Here is a 24,218-nt window from a genome sequence, read left to right on the forward strand (position 1 = left end):
GGAGGATTATGAAACTCTATAGAGAATATAAAATGAATGATAAACTTCGGAAATCCTCTAAGAAAAGGAGGGGGGAACAATGAGTAGCAGCCTTTCTCCTCGTGAAGAACAGCAGCAAATAAATGTGAAATCGCTAGAGGAAGAAAATAAGTGGCTGAAGGAACAATTAAATAGCTATTCTATCATTTTTGAACGGTCTTTAGATGCGATTATGATTTTTAATCAAAATGGTGAATTTGTTGAAGTAAATGAAGCAGCATGTAAATTGTTCGAAATGGAAAAAGAAGAGCTTATCGGTCAAAATTTTAAAATATTCCTCGATCTTGTTCCACCTGATATATTGCAATTTCAATGCTCCATGTTACATAAATTCGGTTCATTTAGCGATGAACTCATTATTAAATTGAACAATGGGAAAATCAAACATATTGAGTTTTCTATTAAAAAAAATGCATTCAATAATTTTGATTTAGCGATTATGAGGGACATTTCCTCAAGAAAAGCATTGGAACGCGAACGAACAATTAATGAATTTTTGTTTAGAGATGTATTTAATCGTGCCGTAGATGGAATTGTTATTTTTGATGAATCCGGACGCTTTATCGATGTAAATCCGGCTTTCTGTATGAGTTTAAACTTGGACAAAACGACACTACTCTCCTTGTCATTTCAACAGTTTATTTCCAGCGAATATAAGGAAGATTTTGAAAAACTTTTGCGGGAATTAAAGGAAGAGGGGACGGCAAAAGGAGAGCTTTCTTTAGTTCTTTTTGACGGAACCGTTAAAATGTTTGAACTGACGACAACTTCAAATGTATATAGCGGTTTTTATATGGCGATTATGCGCGATGTAACAGATAAGAAAAATATGGAGGTTAAGCTGCAAAAAAGCGAAGAAAGGTTCCGCGCTATTTTTGAACAAGCACATGAAGCGATTATTATTTGTGATGATTCTGGAAATATTTTAAATGCCAACCCAGCAGCGAGCCGTACGTTTGAATTACCGCTTAATCAGCTCGTAAAGCGGAACTTGAAAGACTTTGTCGATTATAAAGACGAAAAAGTGAGGAAGATTGTTCAGCATTTTTATATGGCTGGAGAAATCCGAGACGAACTCACTTTCCATATGCCGAATGGAGAAGATAAGCAGCTTGAATTTACATCAAAGCGTGGAGTCGTTGATGGGTACCACTTGACGATTTTCCGCAATGTTAGTGAAAGGAGAAAAATGGAAAAAATATTACGGGAAAGCGAACAAAAATTCCGTAGTATTTTTGACCATGCAATGAATGGTATACTTTTATGGGACCATCAATATCGAATTATTGATGTGAATCCGATTGCCTGCGAAATTTTTAATGCCTCAAAGGAACAGCTGCTTCATCAACCCGTCTGTGAATTTATCTCGGAGAAAGAAAGAAAAAGTTTTTGCAAATTGCTTAAACAGTGCGAACGCACCGGTGAAGCTTATGCAGAAATGAACTTAAGTTCTGATGATGAGAAGCAAAAAATTGTCGAGTTTTCGTTAAAGCGGGAGATTATTCCCGGTGTCAGCATGATGATGCTTCGTGATGTGACGGAGCGAAAAGAATTAGAGGAACGATTGCGAAAATCTGATACATTAAATGTTGTAGGTGAACTTGCGGCGGGAATTGCCCATGAAATTCGCAACCCAATGACAGCTTTAAAAGGATTTATTCAACTGTTGCCAAACAGTATTAAAGAAGATTATTCGATGTATTTCAATGTTATCACATCAGAATTGCAACGCATAGAGTCGATTATTACTGAATTTCTCGTTTTGGCAAAACCGCAAGCTGTTCAGTATAAACAAAATGACGTAAGAAAAATTATGCAAGATACGATTGATTTGTTAGGTGCGCAAGCAATGATGCATAATGTGGAAATTATTTCTAAATATAGTGAAGAGTTGCCATTGATTTATTGTGAGCCTAATCAACTAAAGCAAGTATTTATTAATATGTTGAAAAATGCAATTGAAGTAATGCCCAAAGGCGGTATGGTTAGAGTGACAATTAAACAAATCGATGAACAGCATATTCAAATTTCCATTACTGATCAAGGATGCGGAATTCCTGAAGATAAAATTAAAAAGCTAGGTGAGCCGTTTTACACGACGAAAGAAAGAGGAACTGGACTTGGCTTAATGGTAAGTTATAAAATTATTGAAGAACATCAAGGAAAAATAGAGGTTAAAAGCCAAGTAGGAGTTGGTACGACGTTTTATATTACGTTGCCAACAGAGAGGGAGAACGAAGAGTACGATGAGCTTGGAATATAGCGTTTATATGTCAAAACAACTTGGACCGATTTATGTTGTTTCTGATGGAGAAGCAATTGTCCGCATTGAGCTTTTTGAAGAGGATTGGCAACAATTATGCCAAAAACAACTAATGATAAAAAGTGATTCCCCGTTGTTACATAGTGCGGTAAAGCAGCTTGAGGAATATTTTGCTGGCAAAAGAAAAACATTTGATTTGCCGCTCAAATGGAAGGGGACTGCTTTTCAAGAGAAAGTATGGAAGGCACTGTGTGAAATTCCATACGGGGAAACAGTCAGTTACGCGGATATTGCTGAAAAAATTGGTCATCCGAAAGCAGTAAGGGCAATTGGACAGGCGAATCGGGCGAACAACCTTGCAATTATCGTGCCATGCCATCGGGTGATTGGGAAAAATAAAAAATTAGTTGGATATGCAGGGAATCGAATCGATGTAAAAGAAAAATTGCTTGAACTCGAAAAAGAAAATAGCAAAAGCTGTCTCATAAGGGTCTGACCTCGTGCGCGTTCACATTAGATCATGTGCCTATCAAGCATCAATCTATTGTGGTTGCGGGGTCTGACCCTTTGTTTTTGAGACAGCCTAGATATATTCTCATTTCTTTTGTATGTGAGATAATGCCAAGGCTCCGATTAAAATTCCGCCTTTTATGATATCTTGAGCATAATAGGGTACGTTCATCATTGTTAATCCATTAAGCAACACGCCAATTAAAATGGAGCCAAACAACGTTCCGATGACATTCGGCTTTCCGATGCCGAAAACGGAAACACCAATAAAAGCCGCAGCAACCCCATCCATTAATAACGGTGCTCCTGCTGAAACTTGTCCTGTGCCGATTCGGGAGGCAAGAACGATTCCAGCGATGGCGGCAAATAAGCCGCTGATGACGTAGGCATATGTGCGATAGCGGTTAACAGGAATTCCGGAAAGCCGGGCAGCTTCACGATTTTCACCTGTCATATAAAAAAGACGGCCCGGTTTTGTGTACGTCAAAAATAGATGAGAAACGAAAACTAAAAAGAGCATTAACAATACAGAAAATGGAATGCCAAGCCACTCACCTTGTCCGATGAATAAAAAAGAAGGAATAAATTTTCCAGGTGCTATTCCGCCTTCGGGAAGCGGCATATCATTATAAATGGAAAAACCTTTTGTGTAAGTAAGCTGTATTCCATTAATAATGTACATCATTGCTAATGTGGCAAGTAAATCAGGAAGTTTTAGTTTTACAATCAACAGCGAATTTAAAAGTCCGATTACGATGCCTAATAAAATAGGTACAAGCAATGTAACAAGAATTTCTTGACGATATAATACAAGCGCAGCTGCACTGGCAATCGTTGATAAACTGACCGTAGAGCCAACCGATAAATCAAATCCATCAACAATTAAAGAAAAGGTGATGCCAATTGCAACAAGTGTTACGATTGAAATGGAACGTAAAATATCGCTGAAATTCTCATACGTAAAAAATTGCTCAATCATGATGCTGAAATAAGTAATCACTGCCAAAATAGCGAGCAATGTCCCGTGCTTGTATAAAATTTGAAGAAGAGAAACTTTTTGTTTTTTCTCTTTTGTTAAGACGGCAGTTTGTGCCACAAAGTTTCACCCCCACTACTGTAATAAACAAGTTTTTCATGAGTTGCTTCCTCAGCTGAAAAGGTTTTTACAAGTTCGCCATCTACCATGACATGAATGGTATCTGCGATATCGAGTAATTCTTGAAATTCATTCGTCAAGTACAGAATCGCTTTCCCTTGTTTAGCAAGTGATTGGATGATGGAAAAAATTTCTGTTTTGGCGTTTACATCAATCCCTTTCGTTGGCTCATCAAAAATGAACACTTCACTATTTGTGTTTAACCATTTGCCGATGACTACTTTTTGTTGATTGCCGCCGCTTAAATGTTTCACTGTTATTTTTGGAAGAGAAGGACGAATTTTTAAAGTTTGGATTAGGCTCAATGCCATTTTTTCTTCTTTTTGGCTATAAATCCACTGAAAGTTTGTCAGTGAAGATAGGAGACGAACGGTTAAATTTTTTTGGACGCTCTCGTTCATAAATAAGCCTTGTTTGCGTCGTTCCTCAGGGATATAAGAAATCCCCGCTTCAATCGCTTCGATGGGAGAAGAAATTGTATATTTTTTTCCGTTAATCCACCATTGTCCGCTTGTTTTTTCTAATCCAAACAAACTATGAGCGAGTTCCGTTTTTCCTGCTCCTACAAGACCCGCAATTCCGACGATTTCGCCTTTGCGAATTTGTAGATTAACGGTTGTTTTTGTTTTCGGAATCAATAAATTTTTCACTTCGAAAGCGATTGTTTCGTTAAGTGTTCTTTTTTCTTTTTTGGCGGATTGATAAGTGCGTCCAAGCATATGTTCAATCATTTCATCGATTGTAATGTCTGATATAGGTGAGTTATGAACCACTTTACCGTCGCGTAAAATCGTAACACGGTCACAAATCTCTTTAATTTCTCCTAGTTTATGAGAAATGTAAATAAATGAAACTCCTTTCGCTTTTAACTGTTGGATAATTTGAAATAATGTCTTTGTTTCTGCCGTACTTAAAGGAGCTGTCGGTTCATCTAAAATAATATATTTGGCTGAAGAAGACAGCACTTTTGCCAGTAAAATAAGCTGTTTTTCATGAAGACTGCATTCATGAACAAGCTTATTGACGTCAATTTTCAATCCGACCTGACGCAATAACTCTTTTGCCCGTTGCTTTTGTTTGTTCCACGAGAGAAACGGAGATGTCTTCGTTTCCACAATTTCATTGGCGATAATATTTTCACAGACTGATAGGGCTGGAAAAAGAGCCGTGTCTACCTCTTGGGCAACAAGGCCGATTCCTGCTTTTTTCGCATCGAGAGGGGAAGAAAACGTACATTGTTTCCCATCGATCATGATTGTTCCGTCATCAGGAGGAAAATCACCTGCAAGAATTTTCATTAATGTGCTCTTCCCAGCTCCGTTCATTCCTAAAAGGGCGTGAACTTCCCCTTGCTTTACATGGAAGTTCACGCCGTTGAGCACGGTTACTTCGTCAAACGATTTACAGATATTAAACATTTGCAACTCATTCATTATTTTTTCACCTGTTCTTCCAATGCTTTCATCCATGGTGAAACGGCAACATTTGATTTACCCCAACCTTCGATATATTCACCAAGTTGTTTCATTGAAATTTGTTCATTGGGTAAGTCAGATTTTTTCACTAAATGAGGCTCAAGCGAATAAATATTTGGTGTTTTTTCTCCAGCGATTTTTTGATAAGCAAAGCGAACTTGCACTCTTCCGACTTCCGCAGGATCGGTAGCCGTTGTCGCTACCCAAGGACTGTTGTTTTGTTGAATCATTTGCAAGTCTTCATCGCTTAAATCGATACCATACACTTTAATTTCATTGCGTCCTGCTTGTTGAATCGCACGGACAGCACCTTTCGCAAATTCATCCCAAGTCGCGAAAACGGCATCAATATCCCCTTTATTTGGATATTTTTTTAAAATTGCTTCCATCTGCGATTGCGTATCGAGTGCGGTATTGGCGCTGGCTGTACCGAACTTCGCTACTTCTTTAATATTTGGATAGCGTTTTTTAAACGCGTCGTAAATGACGTGACGGCGCTCCATCGGTGTGAATCCGCCAACCCAAATCGTCACAATTTCACCTTCACCGTTTAAATCTTCTGCAAGCGTTTTTAATGTCTTCCACGCTAAGCTGTAATCATCTTGATCAATGACGGTAATGCCTGGCACGTTTAAATCGTTATCAAATGCGACGACAGCAATTCCTTTAGCAACGGCTTTTTCTATAGGACCTTGCAACGCATCGGCGCGTCCATGATCTAAGAGAATGGCATCAACATTTTGTGTAATCGCGGTTTCTACATAGGAAGCCATTTTCGATAAGTCGTTGTCAGCGTTGTAAATTTGTACTTCGCCGCCAAACTTTTCAACTTGTTCTTTTACTCCTGAAATATATTGCGAGGAGAATGTCCCGATGGACATTTGCATAATCGCGGCAATTTTTATTGGTTTTTTCAATTTTTCCGGAATTTCTAAGTTTTCGGTTGTTACTGATTTTGTTTCTGTTTTTTGTGCAGTAGCTTGCTCTGTTTTTGGTTGACTAACGGCATCTTGCTCATTTGTGCAGCCGCTAAGAAGCAAGCTGAATAAAGCGGCTGAAATGAACAACTTTTTTAACGATTTCACACTTGTCCCTCCTTGAATAAAGTGAAATAGTGTCCGTTATCTCCCACCTGTAGAGGAGGGAGTCTTACGGACGATTAGAGCGGGATAAATTGGCAAGATCTTCTGTATAATTTCCGAAAATAATTCCTTTTTCTGTAATAATGGCGGTAATCAGTTCATTTGGTGTTACATCAAAGGCAGGATTATATACTTTTACTCCTTCAGGAGCGATACGAGTTCCATGGATATGGGTAACTTCATCTGCGCTTCGCTCTTCAATTGGAATGTCGGCCCCGGTATTTGTTTTCAAGTCGATTGTTGATAGAGGGGCAGCAACATAAAACGGAATGTTAAATGCTTTAGCTAGCAATGCGAGCCCAAATGTGCCGATTTTGTTTGCTGTATCACCATTAGCAGCGATGCGATCCGCCCCAACGATGACAGCGTTAATTCCTTTCGCGCGAATCGTTTGCGCTGCCATGTTATCTGTAATAAGCGTTACATCAACTCCAGCTTTCATAAGTTCCCAAGTGGTTAATCTTGCTCCTTGCAATACAGGTCTCGTTTCAGAAGCGAATACTTTTAAATGAATGCCTTTTTCTTTAGCCAAATAGAAAGGAGCGAGCGCGGTGCCATATTTGGCAGTAGCGATGGAGCCGGCATTACAAATCGTTAATACTTTGTCGCCATCTTTAAAAAGCGATAAAGCATGTTCACCGATTTGACGGCAAATATCCTCGTCTTCGATTTGAATGCGAATCGCTTCGTGAACGAGCGTTGTCTTTGCTTCATTGACGGAAGAGACGTTTTCTATGCTAGAAAGCAAGCGGTCAAGAGCCCAAAAAAGATTGACGGCAGTTGGACGTGAGCTTGCTAAATAGTCCCGGTCTTTTTGTAAAAGCTGCTTAAATTCAGGAATGGATTCAGTTTCATAACTTTGTGCTGCTAGAGCAAGTCCGTATGCTGCTGTGATGCCGATAGCAGGAGCACCACGTACTTTCAGGGAGAAAATCGCTTCCCATACGTCTTTAACATCTTTTAATTCTAAATATTCAGTCTCTAATGGCAGCTTTTGTTGGTTTAAAATCGTAATATGGGTCTCATTCCATTCTACTGAGCGTGGAATTGTTACTGTTTCATTCATTGAAGCCCTCTCCTTATTCAGTTGTTTACCAATGTTGTTTGTGTGAATAGTTGACGAATTTCTTGGATCTTGTTAATAGATTCACGCTTTAAAATCAGCGTTTTTCCGAGGCGAAGTGCATGGCGTTTGGCGTTTAGGCGTTCTTCCTTATCCTTAATGCCATCAAGGTCGGCGACGTGTGCTAAACCAATCGTGCGGCGAATGATTTCACAGCCGGCAAACCCGATGGCGTCCGTAAATGTTCTGTCTAATACTTCCTGCAAAAAGCCTGGGACTTTTGCATAAGTCTCTACATTTTGATTTTCCCAAAGCTCGGAAAACGTTTGTTGAAACACTTCCCACGTTTTCTCAACATGAGCAAATAAAGGCTCTCTTTCTTCTTCATTTCGGGACAACGCATTTAAGAGCAAGTTGGCCAAAAATTGTCCGAGGTCAAAGCCGAGCGGACCATAAAAGGCAAACTCCGGATCAATGATTTTCGTTTCTTCGTCGCTTGCAAAAATGCTTCCTGTATGTAAATCACCATGTAAAAGCGCATCGCCTTCTGTTAAAAACTTTCTTTTCAGTTTTGCTGTTTCAAGTTTTAATGATGAATTGTTCCAAAGTGTTTCAACATCATCGCGCAGCTCTTCTTCAAAGTTATTGGTGTCATGATCAAAGAATGGGTCAGTGAATACAAGGTCCTCAGTAATTTTACATAGTTCCGGATTAACAAAGCTTTGTGCGAGCTGTTTTTTCTGCTGTTGGTTAAGCCCGAAATCAGACGTATAAAACAATGTTTTTGCTAAAAATTGGCCAATATGTTGTGAAAGAAGCGGATATGTTTTTCCTTCAATAAGGCCTTTGCGCGCGATTTGCAAATGAGATAAATCTTCCATCACTGTAATGGCTAAAGATTCATCGGAATAGTAAACTTTCGGGACATACTCTGGGACATAGCTGGAAAATGTACGCAATGCGTTGCTTTCAATAGTGGCACGTTTTAACGTCAACGGCCAGCTTTCTCCGACAACTTTCGCGTAAGGCAACGCTTGCTTTATAATAACTCCTTTGTTCTTGGTTTGATCAACGACATGAAATACAAGATTTAAGTTGCCGTCTCCGATTTCGCGGCATGTAAGCGGTGTACCTTCCGGGAACAGCCCTAAACGAAGAGCAAGAGAAATAGCCGTGTTTTCTGTTAACGGTTCATATACGGATTGTTTAGAAATCGCCATGTGATGACGCCTCCTTCATGATTTTTTTTTACATAATCGAAAGAAGTCTCCCAATTAAGCAAAGTTAAGTGGACAGGGAGTTCACGCATAAATAAAAGCCTCTTTCGCATATGGAAAGAGGCTTGAAGATTTTTCCTTCTCACCTCTTATCTTTCAGAAAGAGTTACTCTTTCTGTTGGACTTAGCACCGTGCCTTGCGGAATTTCTTCCGGCGCGAATTGTGCGCCCTATCTCACGATAGTATTACGGTCGGTTGCTGGGCTTCATTGGGCCAATTCCCTCAGCCAACTCTTGATAAGAGTTCTGAACCAGTATATTTTGTTGTTCTTAATTTTTTGAATCAACGGAAAATTGTTTCGGTTTTCGCTTGATTCGAATCATACATGGAAAATGGATTTTTTGTCAATACCTTTTTTGAAAAAATTTTTTTAATTGATATACCAATCAGGGCGGCGATCAGTAAAAATGGGAATTTGTTGGCGAACTTGTTTGACTTTATCTAAATCAATTTTTGCGACGATGGAACAAGGATTTTCATCCGCTTCGCTAATAATTTCTCCCCATGGATCAATGATCATCGAATGTCCGGCAAATATGTTATTTGGGTCCCTTCCGGCGCGATTGCAGGCGATGACGTAGCATTGATTTTCGATTGCCCGCGCCTGCAGTAGCACACGCCAATGGTTAAGGCGGGGAAGAGGCCATTCGGCAACAACAAAAATCATTTCTGCTCCTTTCGTTGTATGAACGCGAAGCCATTCCGGAAAGCGAATGTCATAACAAATCACTCCCGCGCATAACGTGTTTTCAAGAGTAAACAGTCCTTCTGTTTTCCCTGGCTGCAAATATAAATGCTCATTCATTAGTTTAAAAAGATGAAGTTTGCTATATTCCAAGACAATTTCTCCGTGACGATTCATAACGTACATAGTGTTTGTAACTCCCGTATCTGTTTTTTTGGCAATTGAACCGGCGACGATATTGACATTGTACAGACGGGAAAGTTCGCTAATAAATGCCTTTGTATCAGAACCATGTTCATCAGCAATTGTATCAAGCCGCGTTAAATCGTATCCTGTTGACCATAATTCAGGAAGGACGATAATATCTGGTTGCTGTAACATCACTTTTTCAATTTCGGAGCGAACCCGCTTTTTATTTTCTTCGGGATTGCCAAACGCGATATCAAGCTGAATACAAGCCATTTTTAAAGCCATGATTTTTCACCTCGAAAAAAATTTAAACTTTACAATTTGATTTTTACGATATATGATTTGTGACTAGAATTTCAAGAAATTTTTGAGTAGGTGTAAGCGATGAAAAATTTTGTACAGTCAGATTTATTGCGAAGTTTGCCGAAGCAATTTTTTGCTTCTCTCGTTGAAAAAGTGGGAAAAGTGATTGCTCAAGGGCACGATGTCATTAATCTCGGACAGGGGAATCCTGACCAGCCGACTCCCACTCATATTGTCGAGGCGCTGCAAAAAGCAGCTGCTAATCCACATTATCATAAATATTCACCGTTTCGCGGATATCACTTTTTGAAAGAGGCAGTAGCGACCTTTTATGAGCGTGAATATAACGTCAAGCTCGATCCAGAAAAGGAGGTGGCCATTTTATTTGGCGGTAAAGCCGGTCTTGTTGAAATTCCGCAATGTTTAGTCAATCCTGGAGATGTTGTTCTTGTTCCTGACCCGGGTTATCCGGATTATTGGTCTGGTATTGCACTTGCGAGAGCGAAAATGGAAATAATGCCTTTAAGGATGGAAAATGGCTTTTTGCCTGATTATAAGGAGCTGTCTCCAAACGTAGCAGAAAACGCGAAATTAATGTTTCTCAACTATCCGAACAATCCGACGGGGGCCATTGCCACAAAGGAGTTTTTTGAGGAAACCATCTCTTTTGCCGCTAAAAACGATATATGTGTCGTTCATGATTTCGCTTACGGTGCGATCGGTTTTGACGGTAAAAAGCCGCTTAGCTTTTTGCAAGTAGATGGAGCAAAAGAAGTTGGTATTGAAATTTATACATTTTCAAAAACATACAATATGGCTGGCTGGCGCGTCGGCTTTGCCGTTGGAAATGAAAGTGTCATCGAGGCACTCAATCTGTTGCAAGATCATCTTTATGTAAGCATCTTTGGCGCGATACAAGAAGCGGCAGCACATGCGCTTTTAGCACCGCAAGATTGTGTGTGCGAACTTGTTGAGTTATACGAATCGCGACGCAATATTTTTATTCGTGCTTTAAAAGACATTGGCTGGGATGTCACTGCTCCAGCAGGATCGTTTTTTGCATGGCTTCCTGTTCCTAAAGGATTCACGTCAGAAACGTTTGCTGATTTGCTTCTTGAGAAAGCGCACGTAGTTGTTGCTCCAGGAATTGGTTTTGGGGAATATGGGGAAGGATATGTGCGTGCGGGGTTGTTGACAAGCCAAGAGCGCTTAGAGGAAGCAGCTGAACGAATCGCTAAGCTAAACCTTTTTCATGCTAAAGTGTAAAAAAATGATTGACATCACAAAAAATTACTGTCATAATTCGAATTAAATTTGTGGAAATAAAAATTCTGAAAAAAATGAATATAAGAGCAGCATTCTTATCAAGAGTAGGCGGAGGGACGAGCCCGATGAAGCCCGGCAACCGGCTTAACTAGTCTTAAGCACGGTGCTAATTCTTGCAGCGATACGCTGAGAGATAAGAAGAGCAAAAGACTAAGCCTCTTCTTATGAAGAGGTTTTTTTATCCCGTTCTAATCGTCCGTAAGACTCCCACCTCTACAGGTGGAAGATAACGGACGCTAAGAACCCGATAAGTTCAACTAACATCAGTGGGGGATGAAGAAAAAAACCCCCACTGATGAAGTTGCACTTTATTGAAAAGCGCAGAAAGAGGGTGCAACAATGAGTCAAGTAATTGCGACATATCTCATTCATGACGTGAAAGATTTAGAGAAAAAAGCTGAAGGGATTGCCCTTGGTTTAACGGTTGGTTCTTGGACTGACTTGCCGCTGTTAGAGCAAGAGCAACTTCGCAAGCATAAAGGAACGGTTATTAGCATTATACCGCTTGAAGAGAATGAACGAACAAATCAATATCTTGGTAAAAAAGTCAATCGTGCACTTGTTAAAATCGCTTATCCGAGCGCTAATTTCAGCGCTGATTTACCAGCGATTTTAACGACGGTGTTCGGAAAACTTTCACTTGATGGGGAAGTGAAATTAATAGACTTGCAGTTTTCCAATGAATTGAAACAAGCGTTTCCGGGTCCGCGATATGGTATTGAAGGAATTCGCAAAAAATTAGGAGTTTACGATCGACCTCTTGTAATGAGCATTTTTAAAGGTGTTATCGGCCGAAGTTTAGAGTATTTATCCGAACAGTTAAAAGAACAAGCGCTTGGCGGGGTTGATTTGATAAAAGACGATGAGATTCTATTTGAAAATGAACGAACGCCGTTTGAAAAGCGAATCGCTGTAGGGAAAGCAGTATTGCAGGAAGTTTATGAGAAGACGGGGCAGAAAACGCTATATGCTGTTAACTTATCTGGTAAGACATTCGAGTTGAAGGACAAAGCAAAGCGAGCGGTGGAGCTTGGCGCTGATATATTGTTATTTAATGTGTTTGCTTATGGACTAGATGTATTGCAAGGTTTACGTGAAGATAAAGAGATTGAGATTCCGATTATGGCTCATCCAGCTGTTAGCGGTGCGCTTACATCTTCTGAGTTTTATGGCATTGCTAGTCCACTCTTGCTAGGAAAACTGCTTCGTTTGGCAGGAGCTGATTTTTCATTATTCCCATCGCCGTACGGCAGCGTTGCTCTTGATAAGAGTGAGGCGCAGAGCATTGCTGACGAACTGACGAAAGAAGATGAGCAATTGAAAAGAACGTTCCCAGTTCCATCAGCTGGCATTCATCCAGGATTGGTACCATTGTTGGTTCGTGATTTTGGCAATGATTGTGTGATTAACGCAGGAGGTGGTGTACACGGTCATCCAGATGGGGCTGTTGGCGGCGGAAAAGCATTCCGTTCGGCAGTTGCTGCCGTTTTATCAGGACGGTCACTACACGAAGCAGCAAAGGAAAATGAGGCTCTAAAAAAAGCAATTGCTTTGTGGGGAGCGCATGAGGTGAACGTATGAGAAAGCCGATCATTTTTTGTGACTTTGATGGAACCATTACAAACAGTGATAACATTGTCGCCATTATGAAACAATTTGCTCCTCCTGAATGGGAAGCCATTAAGGATGATGTGTTGGCGCAGCGCATATCCATTCAGGAGGGAGTAGGCAGGATGTTTTCCCTGCTTCCGTCAAACTGGAAAGAGAATATTACGGAATTTGTATTAGAAAACGCTGTTATTCGCGATGGATTTTCTGAATTTGTTGCCTATACAAAACAAAACGATATCCCGCTTTATATTGTCAGTGGTGGAATCGATTTTTTTGTCTATCCGCTTCTTCAAGGGTTGGTAGAAAAAGAAAAAATTTTTTGCAATGGTTCTGATTTTAGCGGGGAGACGATTAAAATTTTATGGCCGTATCCTTGCGATGAGCATTGTAAAAATGAATGCGGCTGCTGTAAGCCGTCGCTGTTAAGAAAGCTAGCAAAGAATAAACCATTCACGATTGTCATTGGCGATTCAATTACCGATTTGCAGGCGGCAAAATTAGCTGACCATGTCATTGCTCGTGATTTTCTCCTTGCAAAATGCAAGGAACTAGGTCTTTCCCATACACCATTTTCTACATTTTTTGATGTTATTGATTTGTTAGAGAGGATGGAGGTGAACGTATGAGTTTGCTAGTAAAAAAATGGGAAGAGTTAGCGGATGTGAAGGATGAATTAGCAAAGCGCGATTGGTTTTTCGCTACAAGCGGCAATCTTTCCATCAAAGTAACTGATGAACCACTTACTTTTCTTGTCACTGCAAGCGGAAAGGATAAGCGAAAGCGGACAACTGAAGATTTTCTCCTTGTTGATTCATTCGGCAAGCCAGCGGAACAAACACATTTGAAACCTTCTGCTGAAACGCTTTTGCATGTGGAGATCTATAACAAAACAAAGGCTGGATGCGTTCTTCATGTTCATACGGTTGACAATAATGTTATTTCTGAACTTTACGGTGATGCCAAAGAAGTGTCATTTACCGGACAAGAGATTATTAAAGCGTTCGGTTTATGGGAAGAAGATGCTATCATTCGCATCCCCATTATCAAAAATTACGCCCATATTCCAACCTTGGCTGAGGAATTTTCGAAGCATGTAAAAGACGATGCTGGGGCGGTTCTTATTCGCAATCACGGAATTACCGTATGGGGACGCGACGCATTTGAAGCGAAGAAGTTTTTAGAAGCGTGGGAATTTTTATTTAGTTATCATGTAAAACTATTAGCTTCTAAGCGTGTCACTACTTTAGTTTAGACGCTTGAAACTAGTTTTCAAATTTTGATGTTGATGCTTCGGCTACAGGACGAGGTAGCAGAATAAAGATTGTTTCTATGTAAAATGCTTAGACGGTTTCATTATATGATGGATTTTTTAATCAAACAAATAAATATAGGGAGGAGAAGTCAAAATGGCAGTCATTAAAATCAGAAACACAGGGGAAATTATTAAAGGTCATGAGAATGTATTAAGTTTTTTAGAAAAGCAGGGTGTTCTTTATGAGCATTGGGATATAAGTAAATTACCAGATCGTTTGAAAGAAAAATTTGTACTTACTGACGAAGAAAAGGAAGAGATTTTAACCATCTTCAAAGAAGAGATTGAAGATTTAGCCGCAAGAAGAGGTTATAAAACTTGGGATGTGGTAGCTTTATCAGATGCTACTCCGAACCTAGATGAATTACTGAAGAAGTTCGAACAAGTACATGTTCATACGGAAGACGAAGTTCGAGCGATTACAGCAGGTCACGGTATTTTTATCATCAAGGGAGATAAGGAAACGGGTTATTTTGATGTCGAGCTAGAAGCTGGTGATGTTATTTCAGTACCAGAAGGCAATCCGCACTTCTTCACATTGATGGAAGACCGCCAAGTAGTAGCGGTTCGCTTGTTCATTGACCCATCAGGTTGGGTTGCGCATCCTTATGAAGAAAAAGAAGAAGTCATTAAATAAGCGAAAGAGCGAAAAAGCGTAGAGGTCATTCTTTGATTTCTACGCTTTTTATTTCTTTACTTTATTTTCGTTCACAGTTGGAATGAATTGAATTCATGTAATAACGTTGTTGATTTTCTTTTTCAACTAATGGTGCAGGTCGGTTGATGAAAGCGTGCAAAAAAGACTGAAGTTACTTGATCAAGACCTAAATTATAAAAAGCCTTAAAAATAGGTTAGTATTCTAACTAATTTTTGGTTTGAATCGTTTATTTTCTCTCAAACAAACAGGATAAGACAAACAATCGCCAAAAACCAGCACATTTCTGTCAGTGCAAGAGGAGAGGCATGCCCAACGAGAAGAAATTTTCCAGCAACCAAATTACCGCCCCATAAAAAGCTGGTAAATAATAAATAATAGAAAGTAATATTTCCATTCTCGATGCTGTTCTATTTGTTCCATCCCAATCTATCATTTTATCAATATAATAGTAACGTTTTTTTACATAACTGTCATTCATAAGACGACGATTGCCATTGTTTTGCCTGAATTTTAATAGGTTTAACCAAGTGCTGGATCAGCAATAGCAAACATATAATCGCGCTTTCCTGGCAACGTATCGGCATTTTTGAGCATAAGCGGAGATATGAGGGTTTCCTGAAAACCCAATTTTTGAAGTTGCTTTATAAAATAGATTTGCTTATCAGGAACATCGATTCTAACGGATTGTGTGGAAAAGAACAGAAACGGTTGTATTAGTCGTAACGCAATTTCTGCATGTTCAGCAAGCAACGGACCAATATGAAGAACGGTTCCGACTTGAAACGTCATAACAAATCCGCGAATCCTTTTGTCTTGTTCCTTGACAATAAATCCCGTATCCATTTGTTTAAAAAGTTGTCGGTATAAACGGCTTCGATCAGCGCCAAATACAATTTTGTCAAGACGAATGATGTCAGGCAAATCAGCAGCACATAACTCGTCCAGTCCGCTACAGCCTATGTCTAATCGTTGTCTTGCTAAATTCTTCAAGCTCAATCGATGGATAGATCCGAATGTACGAAATCCGAGTGATTTATATAAAGGATAGCCTTCCGAAGTAGCAACAAGCGATACAGGCATGTTCATTTGTTCTGCTTGGTGCAGACATCGCTGAACAAGACTTTTTCCAAGTCCTTGTCCTTGATATTCAGGGTGAACAATCACAATTCCAAGTGAAGAAAAGACTGCTCCATACTGAAACAACGCAGCGCTTGATATGAAACGATTTCCTGTTCGGTGGCCGTACATGGTTCCAGAAGAGACATACATGTTCGCACGCTTAGGATCAAAAAACCAGCCGACACTTTCAGCAAGCTTTAATAAAGCCGGCAGATCATGTAAGTGGATACGATCTATTATTATTTCTTTGTTCATCATCTTTCCCTCACTATAGTTATTAAAATCCAAACAAAAAAGCCAAGGTATGGAAATGGATTACTGTTTATAATAAGTATAGAGAGAAAAGATGACAAGATAAAATTTCTAGGATAGTGAGGATTAGATGTTGAAGGTGAAGATAACATAAATTTATACACTTCTAAATAAATGGAACGAGTTAACAGGAAAAATAATTGTTTGACCCGCCCAAAATAATGACTAAGGGAGGGAAAAACAATGTCTGAGAAATGCTTTTACTGCGAATCTGATATAGATGAACAAGAAACAATCCATCAAGTTTCTTTTTACACGAATGATGAGGAACGAGAAGAGACATTATGTCCAGATTGTTATCAAGAATGGCTACAGGGCATTAAAGGATAAATAAATTGGAAGAGGCTGAACCAAAAGCAAGTGTCAGACATGGTAACCATCATATATATTGTGAGTTACGCGTGAAGTCAGACACTTATGGTGTAGCCTCTTTTTGTTAGACAAAACTTTTTTCAATACCGTCTTTCACAAGGGTTTTAATGGTGTTGTTTACTTTTATTGGTTTATTTAGCTGCATTTGATCGTCATAAGAACGATATGTTAAAAGTGAATGTTCTGTTGTTCCAAAAGTTACAAATAAAACTCGCTCAAGATGTTTTTTATTGTTTATCACTCGTGTTTCCATATAAAACGCCATATTCTCAATTGTTAGACGATAAAAACGATATGTAATTCCAAGTAAAGTTTGCTGTTCAATCAATGTGTCCGGATGTTGTTTCATCATTTCAGCAATTTCTTCAATGGTAACCAGCTCTTGTTCCATTAAATCTGCCATTGCATCTTTTATTGTGTGTGTAGCATTTTTCAGCATTTCTTTTAACTTTAAATAAAACGGATGATGAAGTTCAGTCATATGTTTCACCTATTTTGTTCATTTTATTATTAACATGTCCAAGTAAAAACAAAATCATGCGATCCAAACGATTCATTTAAGTTTTTTAATGGTAGAACGAATAAAAAAGACATACACATGCTTGAGTGTATGTCCTAAAAAAGTTTTCAAAAAAATGATTGTCATCCATCCGAGAATAAAGGAGTCGATTGTTGTTTGTTCATAGTAACTGAAAACGATTCTTTATCAAATGTTATACAAGTGATGGGGAATGGAACCGGTAAAAGACACCTAAACAAACTTGAAAGAGCAGACGATGTGTCTTTTGTTCCATGTCTATCCTTCTAAAATGAATTTTTGTTATACAGGATGTAATACTTATTCTTTATTAATAGGCAAGAAAATCGTTACAACGGTTCCTTCATTAATTTTGCTTTTTACCTCAATCTTCCCTTTATGCATATGAATAATCCGTTGACATACGACAAGGCCTAACCCCGTTCCTGTATTTTTCATCGTAAAAAATGGTGTAAAAATTTTGGATAGAGCTTCTTCTGGAATTCCTTGACCCGTATCAGAAATCTCTAGCTTACATACATCATTTTCTTTACTTAAAGAAACGGTTAAGACTCCGCCTAAAGGCATCGCTTCAAGCGCATTTTTTGTTAAATTTAAAATCACTTGCTTAATATGGTCTTTCGAGCAAAGAACGGTTAACGGAGCTGGTTCAATGAACGTTTGATAAACGACGTTATGCAAATGAGCCTGAGAATCGATAATCGGTGATAGCTCTTCAATAATTTCCTGCAAATCGTGAAGCTCAAATTTTTGTACGGTCGGCTTTCCCAACATTAAAAACTCGCTGACAATTTGATTGATTCGATTAATTTCTTTCTTAATCACTGAAAAGTAAAGTTGGGATTCTTCATCTTTGTATTTTTCACTTAGCAATTGAATAAACCCTTTAATTCCTGTAAGCGGATTACGAATTTCGTGAGCTGTGCTCGCTGCTAATGTGCCGACTAACTCTAATTTTTGTGCTTCGTTTTGCATGCGTTCATACATTGCTTTTCGTTTTAGCAATATATACTTAATTAATAAAAATATAATATGAGTAATTACTAGAATAAGCAAAATATATACAACCGATAATGACAGCAGTTTTTGATAGTCGAACGGCAACGGTTTTGCGGCAATCATCCAAGGTACATTGTTTAGATAACTCGTAACTGAAAATTCTTTGTCATCATCATTTTCTTGCTGTTTCGTTTCAGCAATCACAACGTGATTCATATCATAAATTTTTAAAGATAAATCCGGATTAACAAGTTTAATAATATTTTCAATATAATCAAGACGTAAATCAGCGACTAAAAATGCTTGAATTTTGTTAGCTTGATTAAAAACAGGGCTAGCAATTGTCACGATAAATTGGTCGCTTTTCTCATTATAATATGCTTCAGAGATGGAAGTTTTCCGTGTTTGCAGCGCTGTTTGAAAATAATCGCGGTAAAAAATCGTCTTTCTTTCTTGAGCAGTCCTCGTTCCTGTTATCATTTCACCATTAGGGTTTGTTAAATAAATACCAAAAAAACGAGGATCTTTATAATATGTTTTCATTAATATATCTTTTATATATTGATTATTTGAAAGTAACTGATTTTCGCTGCTTAGTACAAGAGACAGCATTTCTAAACTTGTAACGGTTTCTCCGATAAACTGTTCAATATGATTTTTATGAAGGTCAACCATTTTTTTTGTTTCAGTTATATTCTCACGAACTAAGTCATTATATTTTGCATGTGTAAAATAAAAAATTCCTATAATGGAAGGAATGATAACAATTACGATATATAATGCTAGATTTCTGAACCTATTTTGTTTCATTAGCTATTTCTCCTTAGAACAATCATTGCTCATACTATACATTATAATATAATAAAAATGAATCAGTCATTAATAGATATGGATTTATTAGAAAATCTCTCGCTCATAACGAGCTTGATTGACAAAATATTATATTTTCAGTAAAATTATTTTGAATTCGAGATTAAAGGGTTTGATACAAATGACAAGAAGAGAAGAGTTAGATCAATCGCTAAAATTGTTTATTGTTTTATCACGGGCATATCGGGCGGTCAACGATCAAGTAAATAAATCGATTCATAGTTTCGGTGTCAATCCGACAGAATTTGCCGTTTTAGAGTTGCTTTATCATAAAGGCGATCAGCCGTTGCAGCAAATCGGTGAAAAAATTTTGCTTGCTAGTGGAAGTATTACCTATGTAGTCGATAAGCTGGAACAAAAAGGGCTGATTGTCCGAAAAGCTTGCGAAAAAGATAGACGTGTTACTTATGCTTCGATTACGGAAAAAGGGAAGCAATTTATTGAAAATGTATTTCCTGAGCATGAACAAACGATTCATGAAATTGTCTCAGGACTTACGGTTCAGGAGAAAGAACAGTTGATCGAATTGCTCAAAAAATTAGGATATAGTGCAAAAAAATAAAGCGGCTGCTTAAAGCGGCCGCTTTATTTTTTTGCAAATAAGGGAAAGATAATAAAAAGAAATGACGTAGGAGGTTATTCATTTAAAATGATTCCAGTAGGAGTTTCTAATCGGCATATCCATTTGTCACAGGAACACTTGGCTCAATTATTTGGCCCACAATTTGAGCTTACAGTATTAAAAGGATTGTCTCAGCCGGGGCAATTTGCCGCCAATGAAACGGTTACAGTTGAGGGGCCAAAAGGTACAATCGAAAATGTCCGTATTCTAGGACCTGCACGGCCGATGACGCAACTGGAAATTTCGAAAACGGATAGCTTTAAGCTTGGAATAAATGCTCCTGTTCGCTTATCGGGAGATATTGAAGGTACACCAGGAATCATCATTCATGGACCTAAAGGTACTATCACCGTCGACAAGGGAGTGATTATTGCTAAGCGTCACATTCATATGGCGCCTAGCGATGCCGAGAAATTTGGTGTAAAAGATAATCAAGTTGTTAAAGTAAAAACATTTGGAGAGCGCGCCTTAATTTTTGATGAAGTGGTTGTTCGCGTGAATGAAAAGTTTGCTTTAGATATGCATATTGATACAGACGAAGCCAACGCCGCTGGATTGAAAACGGGGGATCACGTAGAGCTGTTATTATAAAAACAAAGAGGCTGATCCTAAAGTAAACTTTTTTGGATCAGCCTGCGTTTCCGTTATGTTAGAAAATGTTGATTCATTATGCAGAAATTTTTTCTGATTGAACGGTTTTTTGCTCACTTTTTTTCAATTGTGGATAGAAGAAAATTCCGCTCGCAAGCAAGGCAACTCCAAGCATAAATGTTTTTAAATCCGCCGTTCCGGCAATGATGACCCAAATTGAATAAATGGTTGCCAAGGCAGCAATGATACCGTCAGCAACTCGCCCTTTATTGGAAAGTTCATATGTTTCCCCAGTGATCGTAAGCTTTAACTGGAACAAAGAGGCGATTAAATAAGGAACGAGATATGCCAATGTCGCGATATAAATAACAAAGTCAAATGCTGCTGACATGGAATTAGAGATCGTTGAAAAAATAAAGATTTGTGCCAGTCCGTTGGAAATAATCAATGAAAACTTTGGCATTCCTTTTTTGTTTTCTTTTAAAAACGCAGGAATAAATAATCCTTGCTTTGCCGCTTGGTAAGGAACTTCAGCACTTAATAATACCCAGCCTAATGTAGAACCTAATAAGCTGATTAAACCAAGACCAGCAAGAATGTAAGCGCCGTTTGAGCCTAAAATGGTTTCAATCGCATCAACAAGCGGTTTTTCTGATTGAATAAGCTCTTCTTGCGGCAGCAAGCCCATAACAAGTACGCTGATACTAATATAAATGGCAAGGGCAATTAAAAGTCCAAGAATGGTTGCCCGTTTTACATCTGATTGTTTTCGAGCGCGTGAAGCAAATACGATTGCCGATTCAATGCCAATAAAGGCCCACAATGTCGTAACAGCTGCGTTGTTTACTTGGCTTAAAAGTCCGATTGTTTGTCCTGCTTCGTCATAACGCGGCGCAGCGAACGGACCAATATTACTTTTTTCAAAAGCGAACAGACTAATGACAATAAATAAGAAAAATCCGAGTACTTTCGCGGCTGTAGCAATAAAGTTTAATTTTCCAGCGCCTTCAATGCCGCGTAAAATAATAAAATGCATTCCCCACAGTAAAAGGGTACAGATAATAAATGTCAAGAAATTTCCAAGCTTCAAATCTAGAGAGCCAATCATAAACAATGATTGTTTGCTCGTTAAAATCGGAAAGAATGTGGACAAATAGCTCGTAAATGTCGTGATGATTGCTACGTTTCCGGCAAAATTTCCGATCCAATATCCCCATGAAGACATAAAGCCAGACAATATTGAGGCATTAGACCCTTTTGGGAACAGCTCTTTCGCATAAATTTGCGGTCCGCCATTTAACTCCGGCTTGCGAATCGCTAAACTTCCAAACACGAGAGCTGTCATAAGCACCCCTGCTCCTGTTAGTAGCCATGCTAGAATTACACCGGCAGGACTTGCTGCTTCTGCTAGAGTACGAGGAAGCATAAATATACCTGACCCTACCATGTTTCCGACAACTAATGCCGTTAGAAGCCAAATTCCTAGTTTATTTTGCTGCAATGTTATATCTCCTTTCCATCGCTTATACACAAATTTTTACACAAAAAAATACACCCTAAGTTTTCTACAGGCGTACTAAACAACCGCATCAAACTTAAGACCGATAGCTCACCATCGTTTTATAAAAACGATGGCAGTTCTGCCCCTATTCGGAAACAGTCCCAGCTTGTAGCGCCAGAGTTCGCTACAAACTTCGGCAATGAATCCTTTCATTTGAAATCATCGATTTCTCTCCATCTCCTTCAAATACTCTTATTCATTGCAGCCTCTATCTCATTTAAGTTGACGAGAAAGAAAAACTATTCAATTGATGTCATAATCATACATGTTTATGAAAGTTTAGTCAACGGTATTTTTATACAATAATATTTTTGTTTTATAATGAAAAAGGAATATACCATTGTTTGTTGAATAAAATGTAAGGTTGAAAAATGTAAGAAAGGAGAAATTCGTTTGAAATTTACCGATTATCAATATAAGCGGCCAAATATGGATGAAGTAAAAACAAAGTTTCAAGCTGCATTGCAAAAATTTAAACGGGCAGAAAACGTTGAAATTCAAGATGAAGCGATGAAAGAGATGAATGCAATTCGCAACGATTTCAACACGATGACAAATATTTGTTATATTCGCCATACTGTTGATACAAATGATGAATTTTACAAGCAGGAGCAAGACTTTTTCGATGAAGTGGAGCCAGAGATGCAAGGTTTAGTGACGGAATATTATAAAGCGTTGGTAAACTCTCGTTTTCGTTCTGAACTGGAGAAAAAATGGGGAAAACAACTCTTTGCTTTGGCAGAAACTCAATTAAAAACATTTTCTCCTGAAATTATAGAAGATTTACAGTTAGAAAATAAGCTGACAAGTGAATATACGAAATTAGTAGCTTCAGCGAAAATTTTCTTTGAAGGCGAAGAAAGAACGCTTGCACAATTGCAGCCATTTGCAGAGTCTCCGGATCGTGAAATGCGCAAACGTGCGAGTGAGGCTAGAGTAAACTTTTTTAAAGAACATGAAGAAAAGTTCGATGATATTTATGATCAACTTGTAAAAGTACGCACGAAAATCACTCAAAAGCTTGGATTTAAAAATTTTGTGGAGCTCGGTTATGCCCGCTTAGGTCGGACGGATTATAATTCAGAGATGGTTGCGAAATTCCGCGAGCAAGTAAAAGAATTTATCGTTCCTGTGGCGATAAAGCTTTATGAACGCCAACGCGAACGCATTGGAGTTGATAAGCTGAAATATTATGATGAAGCATTTTCATTTCAAACAGGAAACCCAACTCCAAAAGGAGACGCGGAGTGGATTATTGAAAATGGAAAAAAGATGTATAAGGAGCTATCGCCTGAAACAGATGAGTTTTTCCGCTTTATGACGGAAAACGAACTGATGGACCTTGTTGCGAAAAAAGGAAAAGCAAGCGGTGGATATTGTACATACATTGAAAATTACAAAGCACCGTTTATTTTCTCCAATTTTACGGGAACATCTGGCGATATTGATGTTTTAACACATGAAGCCGGTCACGCTTTCCAAGTGTATGAAAGCCGTCATTTTGAAATTCCGGAGTATAACTGGCCGACTTTAGAAGCGTGCGAAATTCATTCAATGAGCATGGAGTTCTTTACATGGCCGTGGATGGAACTGTTCTTTAAAGAAGATACAGAAAAGTACAAGTTTAATCATTTAAGTTCAGCATTATTATTTTTACCTTATGGAGTAGCTGTCGATGAGTTTCAGCATTTTGTTTATGAAAATCCAAATGTAACTCCGGCAGAACGCAAGCGAGTATGGCGTGAGATAGAGAAAAAATATATGCCGACAAGGGATTACGATGGAAACGATTATTTAGAAAGAGGCGGTTTTTGGCAGCGCCAAAGTCATATTTATACAACAGCCTTTTACTATATTGATTATACGTTAGCACAAATTTGCGCTTTCCAATTTTGGAAACGTTCAAGAGAAAATCGTGAGCAAGCCTGGAATGATTATTTAACGCTTTGTCAGCAAGGCGGAAGCAAATCGTTCACAGAACTTGTCAAAACAGCTAACTTAATTTCACCATTTGAGGAAGGATGCGTTCAATCCGTGATTGGAGAAATCGAAAGCTGGCTGAATAGCATTGATGATAAACAACTATAAACAAAAGCTTGACATCTTTGTTGATGTCAGGCTTTTGTTCGTTTAGAGAGAGAAAAATATCTAATTTATAAACTTGAAAAGCTTGATTTATGAATAACTGTTGTTCGAAGCATTACCATGAAAGGGATAAAGGAT

21 protein-coding genes and 3 riboswitches are annotated in these 24,218 nt (G+C 38.5%); of the genes, 11 read left to right on the forward strand and 10 right to left on the reverse strand.

All coding sequences use genetic code 11. The annotated features are described in order from the left end of the window. Window positions 1–79 precede the first annotated feature (79 nt). Both HNQ85_RS14630 and HNQ85_RS14635 read left to right on the forward strand, forming a co-directional pair. Complete coding sequence (locus tag HNQ85_RS14630) at window positions 80–2,302, forward strand: PAS domain S-box protein (RefSeq protein WP_181538467.1); 2,223 nt, start codon at window positions 80–82, stop codon at window positions 2,300–2,302. Continuing rightward, complete coding sequence (locus HNQ85_RS14635) at window positions 2,286–2,798, forward strand: methylated-DNA--[protein]-cysteine S-methyltransferase (protein ID WP_181538468.1); 513 nt, start codon at window positions 2,286–2,288, stop codon at window positions 2,796–2,798. Before HNQ85_RS14630 ends, HNQ85_RS14635 begins: the two co-directional genes overlap by 17 nt. A 99-nt stretch (window positions 2,799–2,897) precedes the next feature. Here the strand turns inward: HNQ85_RS14635 and HNQ85_RS14640 are convergent, their stop codons facing one another. From HNQ85_RS14640 to HNQ85_RS14665, 6 genes are all read right to left on the reverse strand, one after another. Beyond that, window positions 2,898–3,908: an ABC transporter permease subunit gene (locus tag HNQ85_RS14640; RefSeq protein WP_181538469.1), complete on the reverse strand. Its 1,011-nt coding sequence runs from the start codon at window positions 3,906–3,908 to the stop codon at window positions 2,898–2,900. Then, the gene (locus tag HNQ85_RS14645; RefSeq protein ID WP_181538470.1) at window positions 3,887–5,401 is read right to left on the reverse strand and encodes a sugar ABC transporter ATP-binding protein; all 1,515 of its coding nucleotides are present in this window, start codon (window positions 5,399–5,401) and stop codon (window positions 3,887–3,889) included. Before HNQ85_RS14645 ends, HNQ85_RS14640 begins: the two co-directional genes overlap by 22 nt. Then, on the reverse strand, window positions 5,401–6,528 hold the full coding sequence (locus tag HNQ85_RS14650) for a substrate-binding domain-containing protein (RefSeq protein ID WP_181538471.1): 1,128 nt from the start codon (window positions 6,526–6,528) through the stop codon (window positions 5,401–5,403). Before HNQ85_RS14650 ends, HNQ85_RS14645 begins: the two co-directional genes overlap by 1 nt. A 64-nt stretch (window positions 6,529–6,592) precedes the next feature. Further along, the gene (gene mtnA / locus HNQ85_RS14655) at window positions 6,593–7,651 is read right to left on the reverse strand and encodes an S-methyl-5-thioribose-1-phosphate isomerase (RefSeq protein ID WP_181538472.1); all 1,059 of its coding nucleotides are present in this window, start codon (window positions 7,649–7,651) and stop codon (window positions 6,593–6,595) included. A gap of 17 nt (window positions 7,652–7,668) precedes the next feature. Beyond that, window positions 7,669–8,868 carry an S-methyl-5-thioribose kinase gene (gene mtnK / locus HNQ85_RS14660; RefSeq protein ID WP_181538473.1) on the reverse strand — a complete coding sequence of 400 codons (1,200 nt, stop codon included), beginning with the start codon at window positions 8,866–8,868 and terminating at the stop codon, window positions 7,669–7,671. 143 nt (window positions 8,869–9,011) lie between these two features. Continuing rightward, a riboswitch (SAM riboswitch) is annotated at window positions 9,012–9,169 on the reverse strand. Window positions 9,170–9,296: 127 nt separating this feature from the next. Then, a complete protein-coding gene (locus HNQ85_RS14665) occupies window positions 9,297–10,085 on the reverse strand; it encodes a carbon-nitrogen family hydrolase (RefSeq protein ID WP_181538474.1) in 789 nt (262 codons plus the stop codon). A gap of 99 nt (window positions 10,086–10,184) precedes the next feature. On the opposite strand from HNQ85_RS14665, the gene HNQ85_RS14670 reads away from it, so the two are divergent. The 5 genes from HNQ85_RS14670 (at window position 10,185) to HNQ85_RS14690 (ending at window position 14,989) form a co-directional block, all read left to right on the forward strand. After that, complete coding sequence (locus HNQ85_RS14670) at window positions 10,185–11,369, forward strand: pyridoxal phosphate-dependent aminotransferase (protein ID WP_181538475.1); 1,185 nt, start codon at window positions 10,185–10,187, stop codon at window positions 11,367–11,369. Between the two features lie 92 nt (window positions 11,370–11,461). Continuing rightward, window positions 11,462–11,569, forward strand: a riboswitch (SAM riboswitch). A 199-nt stretch (window positions 11,570–11,768) separates the two neighbouring features. Continuing rightward, on the forward strand, window positions 11,769–13,010 hold the full coding sequence (gene mtnW, locus HNQ85_RS14675; protein ID WP_181538476.1) for a 2,3-diketo-5-methylthiopentyl-1-phosphate enolase: 1,242 nt from the start codon (window positions 11,769–11,771) through the stop codon (window positions 13,008–13,010). After that, a complete protein-coding gene (locus HNQ85_RS14680; protein WP_181538477.1) occupies window positions 13,007–13,666 on the forward strand; it encodes a 2-hydroxy-3-keto-5-methylthiopentenyl-1-phosphate phosphatase in 660 nt (219 codons plus the stop codon). Before mtnW ends, HNQ85_RS14680 begins: the two co-directional genes overlap by 4 nt. After that, window positions 13,663–14,292: a methylthioribulose 1-phosphate dehydratase gene (locus HNQ85_RS14685; protein WP_181538478.1), complete on the forward strand. Its 630-nt coding sequence runs from the start codon at window positions 13,663–13,665 to the stop codon at window positions 14,290–14,292. The genes HNQ85_RS14680 and HNQ85_RS14685 overlap by 4 nt, the downstream gene beginning before the upstream one ends. 154 nt (window positions 14,293–14,446) lie before the next feature. Next, window positions 14,447–14,989 carry a 1,2-dihydroxy-3-keto-5-methylthiopentene dioxygenase gene (locus HNQ85_RS14690; protein WP_181538479.1) on the forward strand — a complete coding sequence of 181 codons (543 nt, stop codon included), beginning with the start codon at window positions 14,447–14,449 and terminating at the stop codon, window positions 14,987–14,989. A gap of 541 nt (window positions 14,990–15,530) precedes the next feature. Here the strand turns inward: HNQ85_RS14690 and HNQ85_RS14695 are convergent. After that, a complete protein-coding gene (locus tag HNQ85_RS14695; protein ID WP_181538480.1) occupies window positions 15,531–16,385 on the reverse strand; it encodes a GNAT family N-acetyltransferase in 855 nt (284 codons plus the stop codon). 240 nt (window positions 16,386–16,625) lie between these two features. Between HNQ85_RS14695 and HNQ85_RS14700 the strand changes: the two genes are divergently transcribed. Then, the gene (locus HNQ85_RS14700; protein WP_181538481.1) at window positions 16,626–16,772 is read left to right on the forward strand and encodes a hypothetical protein; all 147 of its coding nucleotides are present in this window, start codon (window positions 16,626–16,628) and stop codon (window positions 16,770–16,772) included. A 106-nt stretch (window positions 16,773–16,878) separates the two neighbouring features. On the opposite strand, the gene HNQ85_RS14705 is transcribed toward HNQ85_RS14700, so the two are convergent. Both HNQ85_RS14705 and HNQ85_RS14710 read right to left on the reverse strand, forming a co-directional pair. Then, window positions 16,879–17,295, reverse strand: coding sequence for a hypothetical protein (locus tag HNQ85_RS14705; RefSeq protein ID WP_181538482.1), 417 nt, complete (start codon window positions 17,293–17,295; stop codon window positions 16,879–16,881). Between the two features lie 357 nt (window positions 17,296–17,652). Further along, window positions 17,653–19,161 (reverse strand): ATP-binding protein, encoded by a 1,509-nt coding sequence (locus HNQ85_RS14710; RefSeq protein WP_181538483.1) that lies wholly within the window; start codon window positions 19,159–19,161, stop codon window positions 17,653–17,655. A 181-nt stretch (window positions 19,162–19,342) separates the two neighbouring features. On the opposite strand from HNQ85_RS14710, the gene HNQ85_RS14715 reads away from it, so the two are divergent. Next, window positions 19,343–19,783 carry a MarR family winged helix-turn-helix transcriptional regulator gene (locus HNQ85_RS14715; protein WP_181538484.1) on the forward strand — a complete coding sequence of 147 codons (441 nt, stop codon included), beginning with the start codon at window positions 19,343–19,345 and terminating at the stop codon, window positions 19,781–19,783. 87 nt (window positions 19,784–19,870) lie between these two features. Beyond that, window positions 19,871–20,434 carry a phosphate propanoyltransferase gene (locus HNQ85_RS14720; protein ID WP_181538485.1) on the forward strand — a complete coding sequence of 188 codons (564 nt, stop codon included), beginning with the start codon at window positions 19,871–19,873 and terminating at the stop codon, window positions 20,432–20,434. 76 nt (window positions 20,435–20,510) lie between these two features. Here HNQ85_RS14720 and HNQ85_RS14725 read toward each other — a convergent pair whose 3' ends face one another. After that, the gene (locus HNQ85_RS14725) at window positions 20,511–21,935 is read right to left on the reverse strand and encodes an amino acid permease (RefSeq protein ID WP_181538486.1); all 1,425 of its coding nucleotides are present in this window, start codon (window positions 21,933–21,935) and stop codon (window positions 20,511–20,513) included. Between the two features lie 96 nt (window positions 21,936–22,031). Beyond that, a riboswitch (Lysine riboswitch) is annotated at window positions 22,032–22,214 on the reverse strand. A 210-nt stretch (window positions 22,215–22,424) separates the two neighbouring features. On the opposite strand from HNQ85_RS14725, the gene HNQ85_RS14730 reads away from it, so the two are divergent. After that, on the forward strand, window positions 22,425–24,083 hold the full coding sequence (locus tag HNQ85_RS14730; RefSeq protein ID WP_409994145.1) for a M3 family oligoendopeptidase: 1,659 nt from the start codon (window positions 22,425–22,427) through the stop codon (window positions 24,081–24,083). Window positions 24,084–24,218 lie beyond the last annotated feature (135 nt).

Origin of the sequence: [Anoxybacillus] calidus, assembly GCF_013760845.1 — a bacterium.
In the GTDB taxonomy this organism is placed as follows: domain Bacteria; phylum Bacillota; class Bacilli; order Bacillales; family Anoxybacillaceae; genus Paranoxybacillus; species Paranoxybacillus calidus.

Bases quoted from the DNA above. Each gene is read 5' to 3' on its own strand.
- HNQ85_RS14680 (WP_181538477.1), top strand. From the start codon at position 13,007: ATGAGAAAGCCGATCATTTTTTGTGACTTTGATGGAACCATTACAAAC.
- mtnW (WP_181538476.1), top strand. From the start codon at position 11,769: ATGAGTCAAGTAATTGCGACATATCTCATTCATGACGTGAAAGATTTA.
- HNQ85_RS14715 (WP_181538484.1), top strand. From the start codon at position 19,343: ATGACAAGAAGAGAAGAGTTAGATCAATCGCTAAAATTGTTTATTGTT.
- HNQ85_RS14665 (WP_181538474.1), bottom strand. From the start codon at position 10,085: ATGGCTTTAAAAATGGCTTGTATTCAGCTTGATATCGCGTTTGGCAAT.
- HNQ85_RS14730 (WP_409994145.1), top strand. From the start codon at position 22,425: ATGGATGAAGTAAAAACAAAGTTTCAAGCTGCATTGCAAAAATTTAAA.
- HNQ85_RS14700 (WP_181538481.1), top strand. From the start codon at position 16,626: ATGTCTGAGAAATGCTTTTACTGCGAATCTGATATAGATGAACAAGAA.
- mtnK (WP_181538473.1), bottom strand. From the start codon at position 8,868: ATGGCGATTTCTAAACAATCCGTATATGAACCGTTAACAGAAAACACG.
- HNQ85_RS14635 (WP_181538468.1), top strand. From the start codon at position 2,286: ATGAGCTTGGAATATAGCGTTTATATGTCAAAACAACTTGGACCGATT.
- HNQ85_RS14630 (WP_181538467.1), top strand. From the start codon at position 80: ATGAGTAGCAGCCTTTCTCCTCGTGAAGAACAGCAGCAAATAAATGTG.
- HNQ85_RS14670 (WP_181538475.1), top strand. From the start codon at position 10,185: ATGAAAAATTTTGTACAGTCAGATTTATTGCGAAGTTTGCCGAAGCAA.
- HNQ85_RS14710 (WP_181538483.1), bottom strand. From the start codon at position 19,161: ATGAAACAAAATAGGTTCAGAAATCTAGCATTATATATCGTAATTGTT.
- HNQ85_RS14720 (WP_181538485.1), top strand. From the start codon at position 19,871: ATGATTCCAGTAGGAGTTTCTAATCGGCATATCCATTTGTCACAGGAA.
- mtnA (WP_181538472.1), bottom strand. From the start codon at position 7,651: ATGAATGAAACAGTAACAATTCCACGCTCAGTAGAATGGAATGAGACC.
- HNQ85_RS14645 (WP_181538470.1), bottom strand. From the start codon at position 5,401: ATGAATGAGTTGCAAATGTTTAATATCTGTAAATCGTTTGACGAAGTA.
- HNQ85_RS14705 (WP_181538482.1), bottom strand. From the start codon at position 17,295: ATGACTGAACTTCATCATCCGTTTTATTTAAAGTTAAAAGAAATGCTG.
- HNQ85_RS14685 (WP_181538478.1), top strand. From the start codon at position 13,663: ATGAGTTTGCTAGTAAAAAAATGGGAAGAGTTAGCGGATGTGAAGGAT.
- HNQ85_RS14690 (WP_181538479.1), top strand. From the start codon at position 14,447: ATGGCAGTCATTAAAATCAGAAACACAGGGGAAATTATTAAAGGTCAT.
- HNQ85_RS14695 (WP_181538480.1), bottom strand. From the start codon at position 16,385: ATGAACAAAGAAATAATAATAGATCGTATCCACTTACATGATCTGCCG.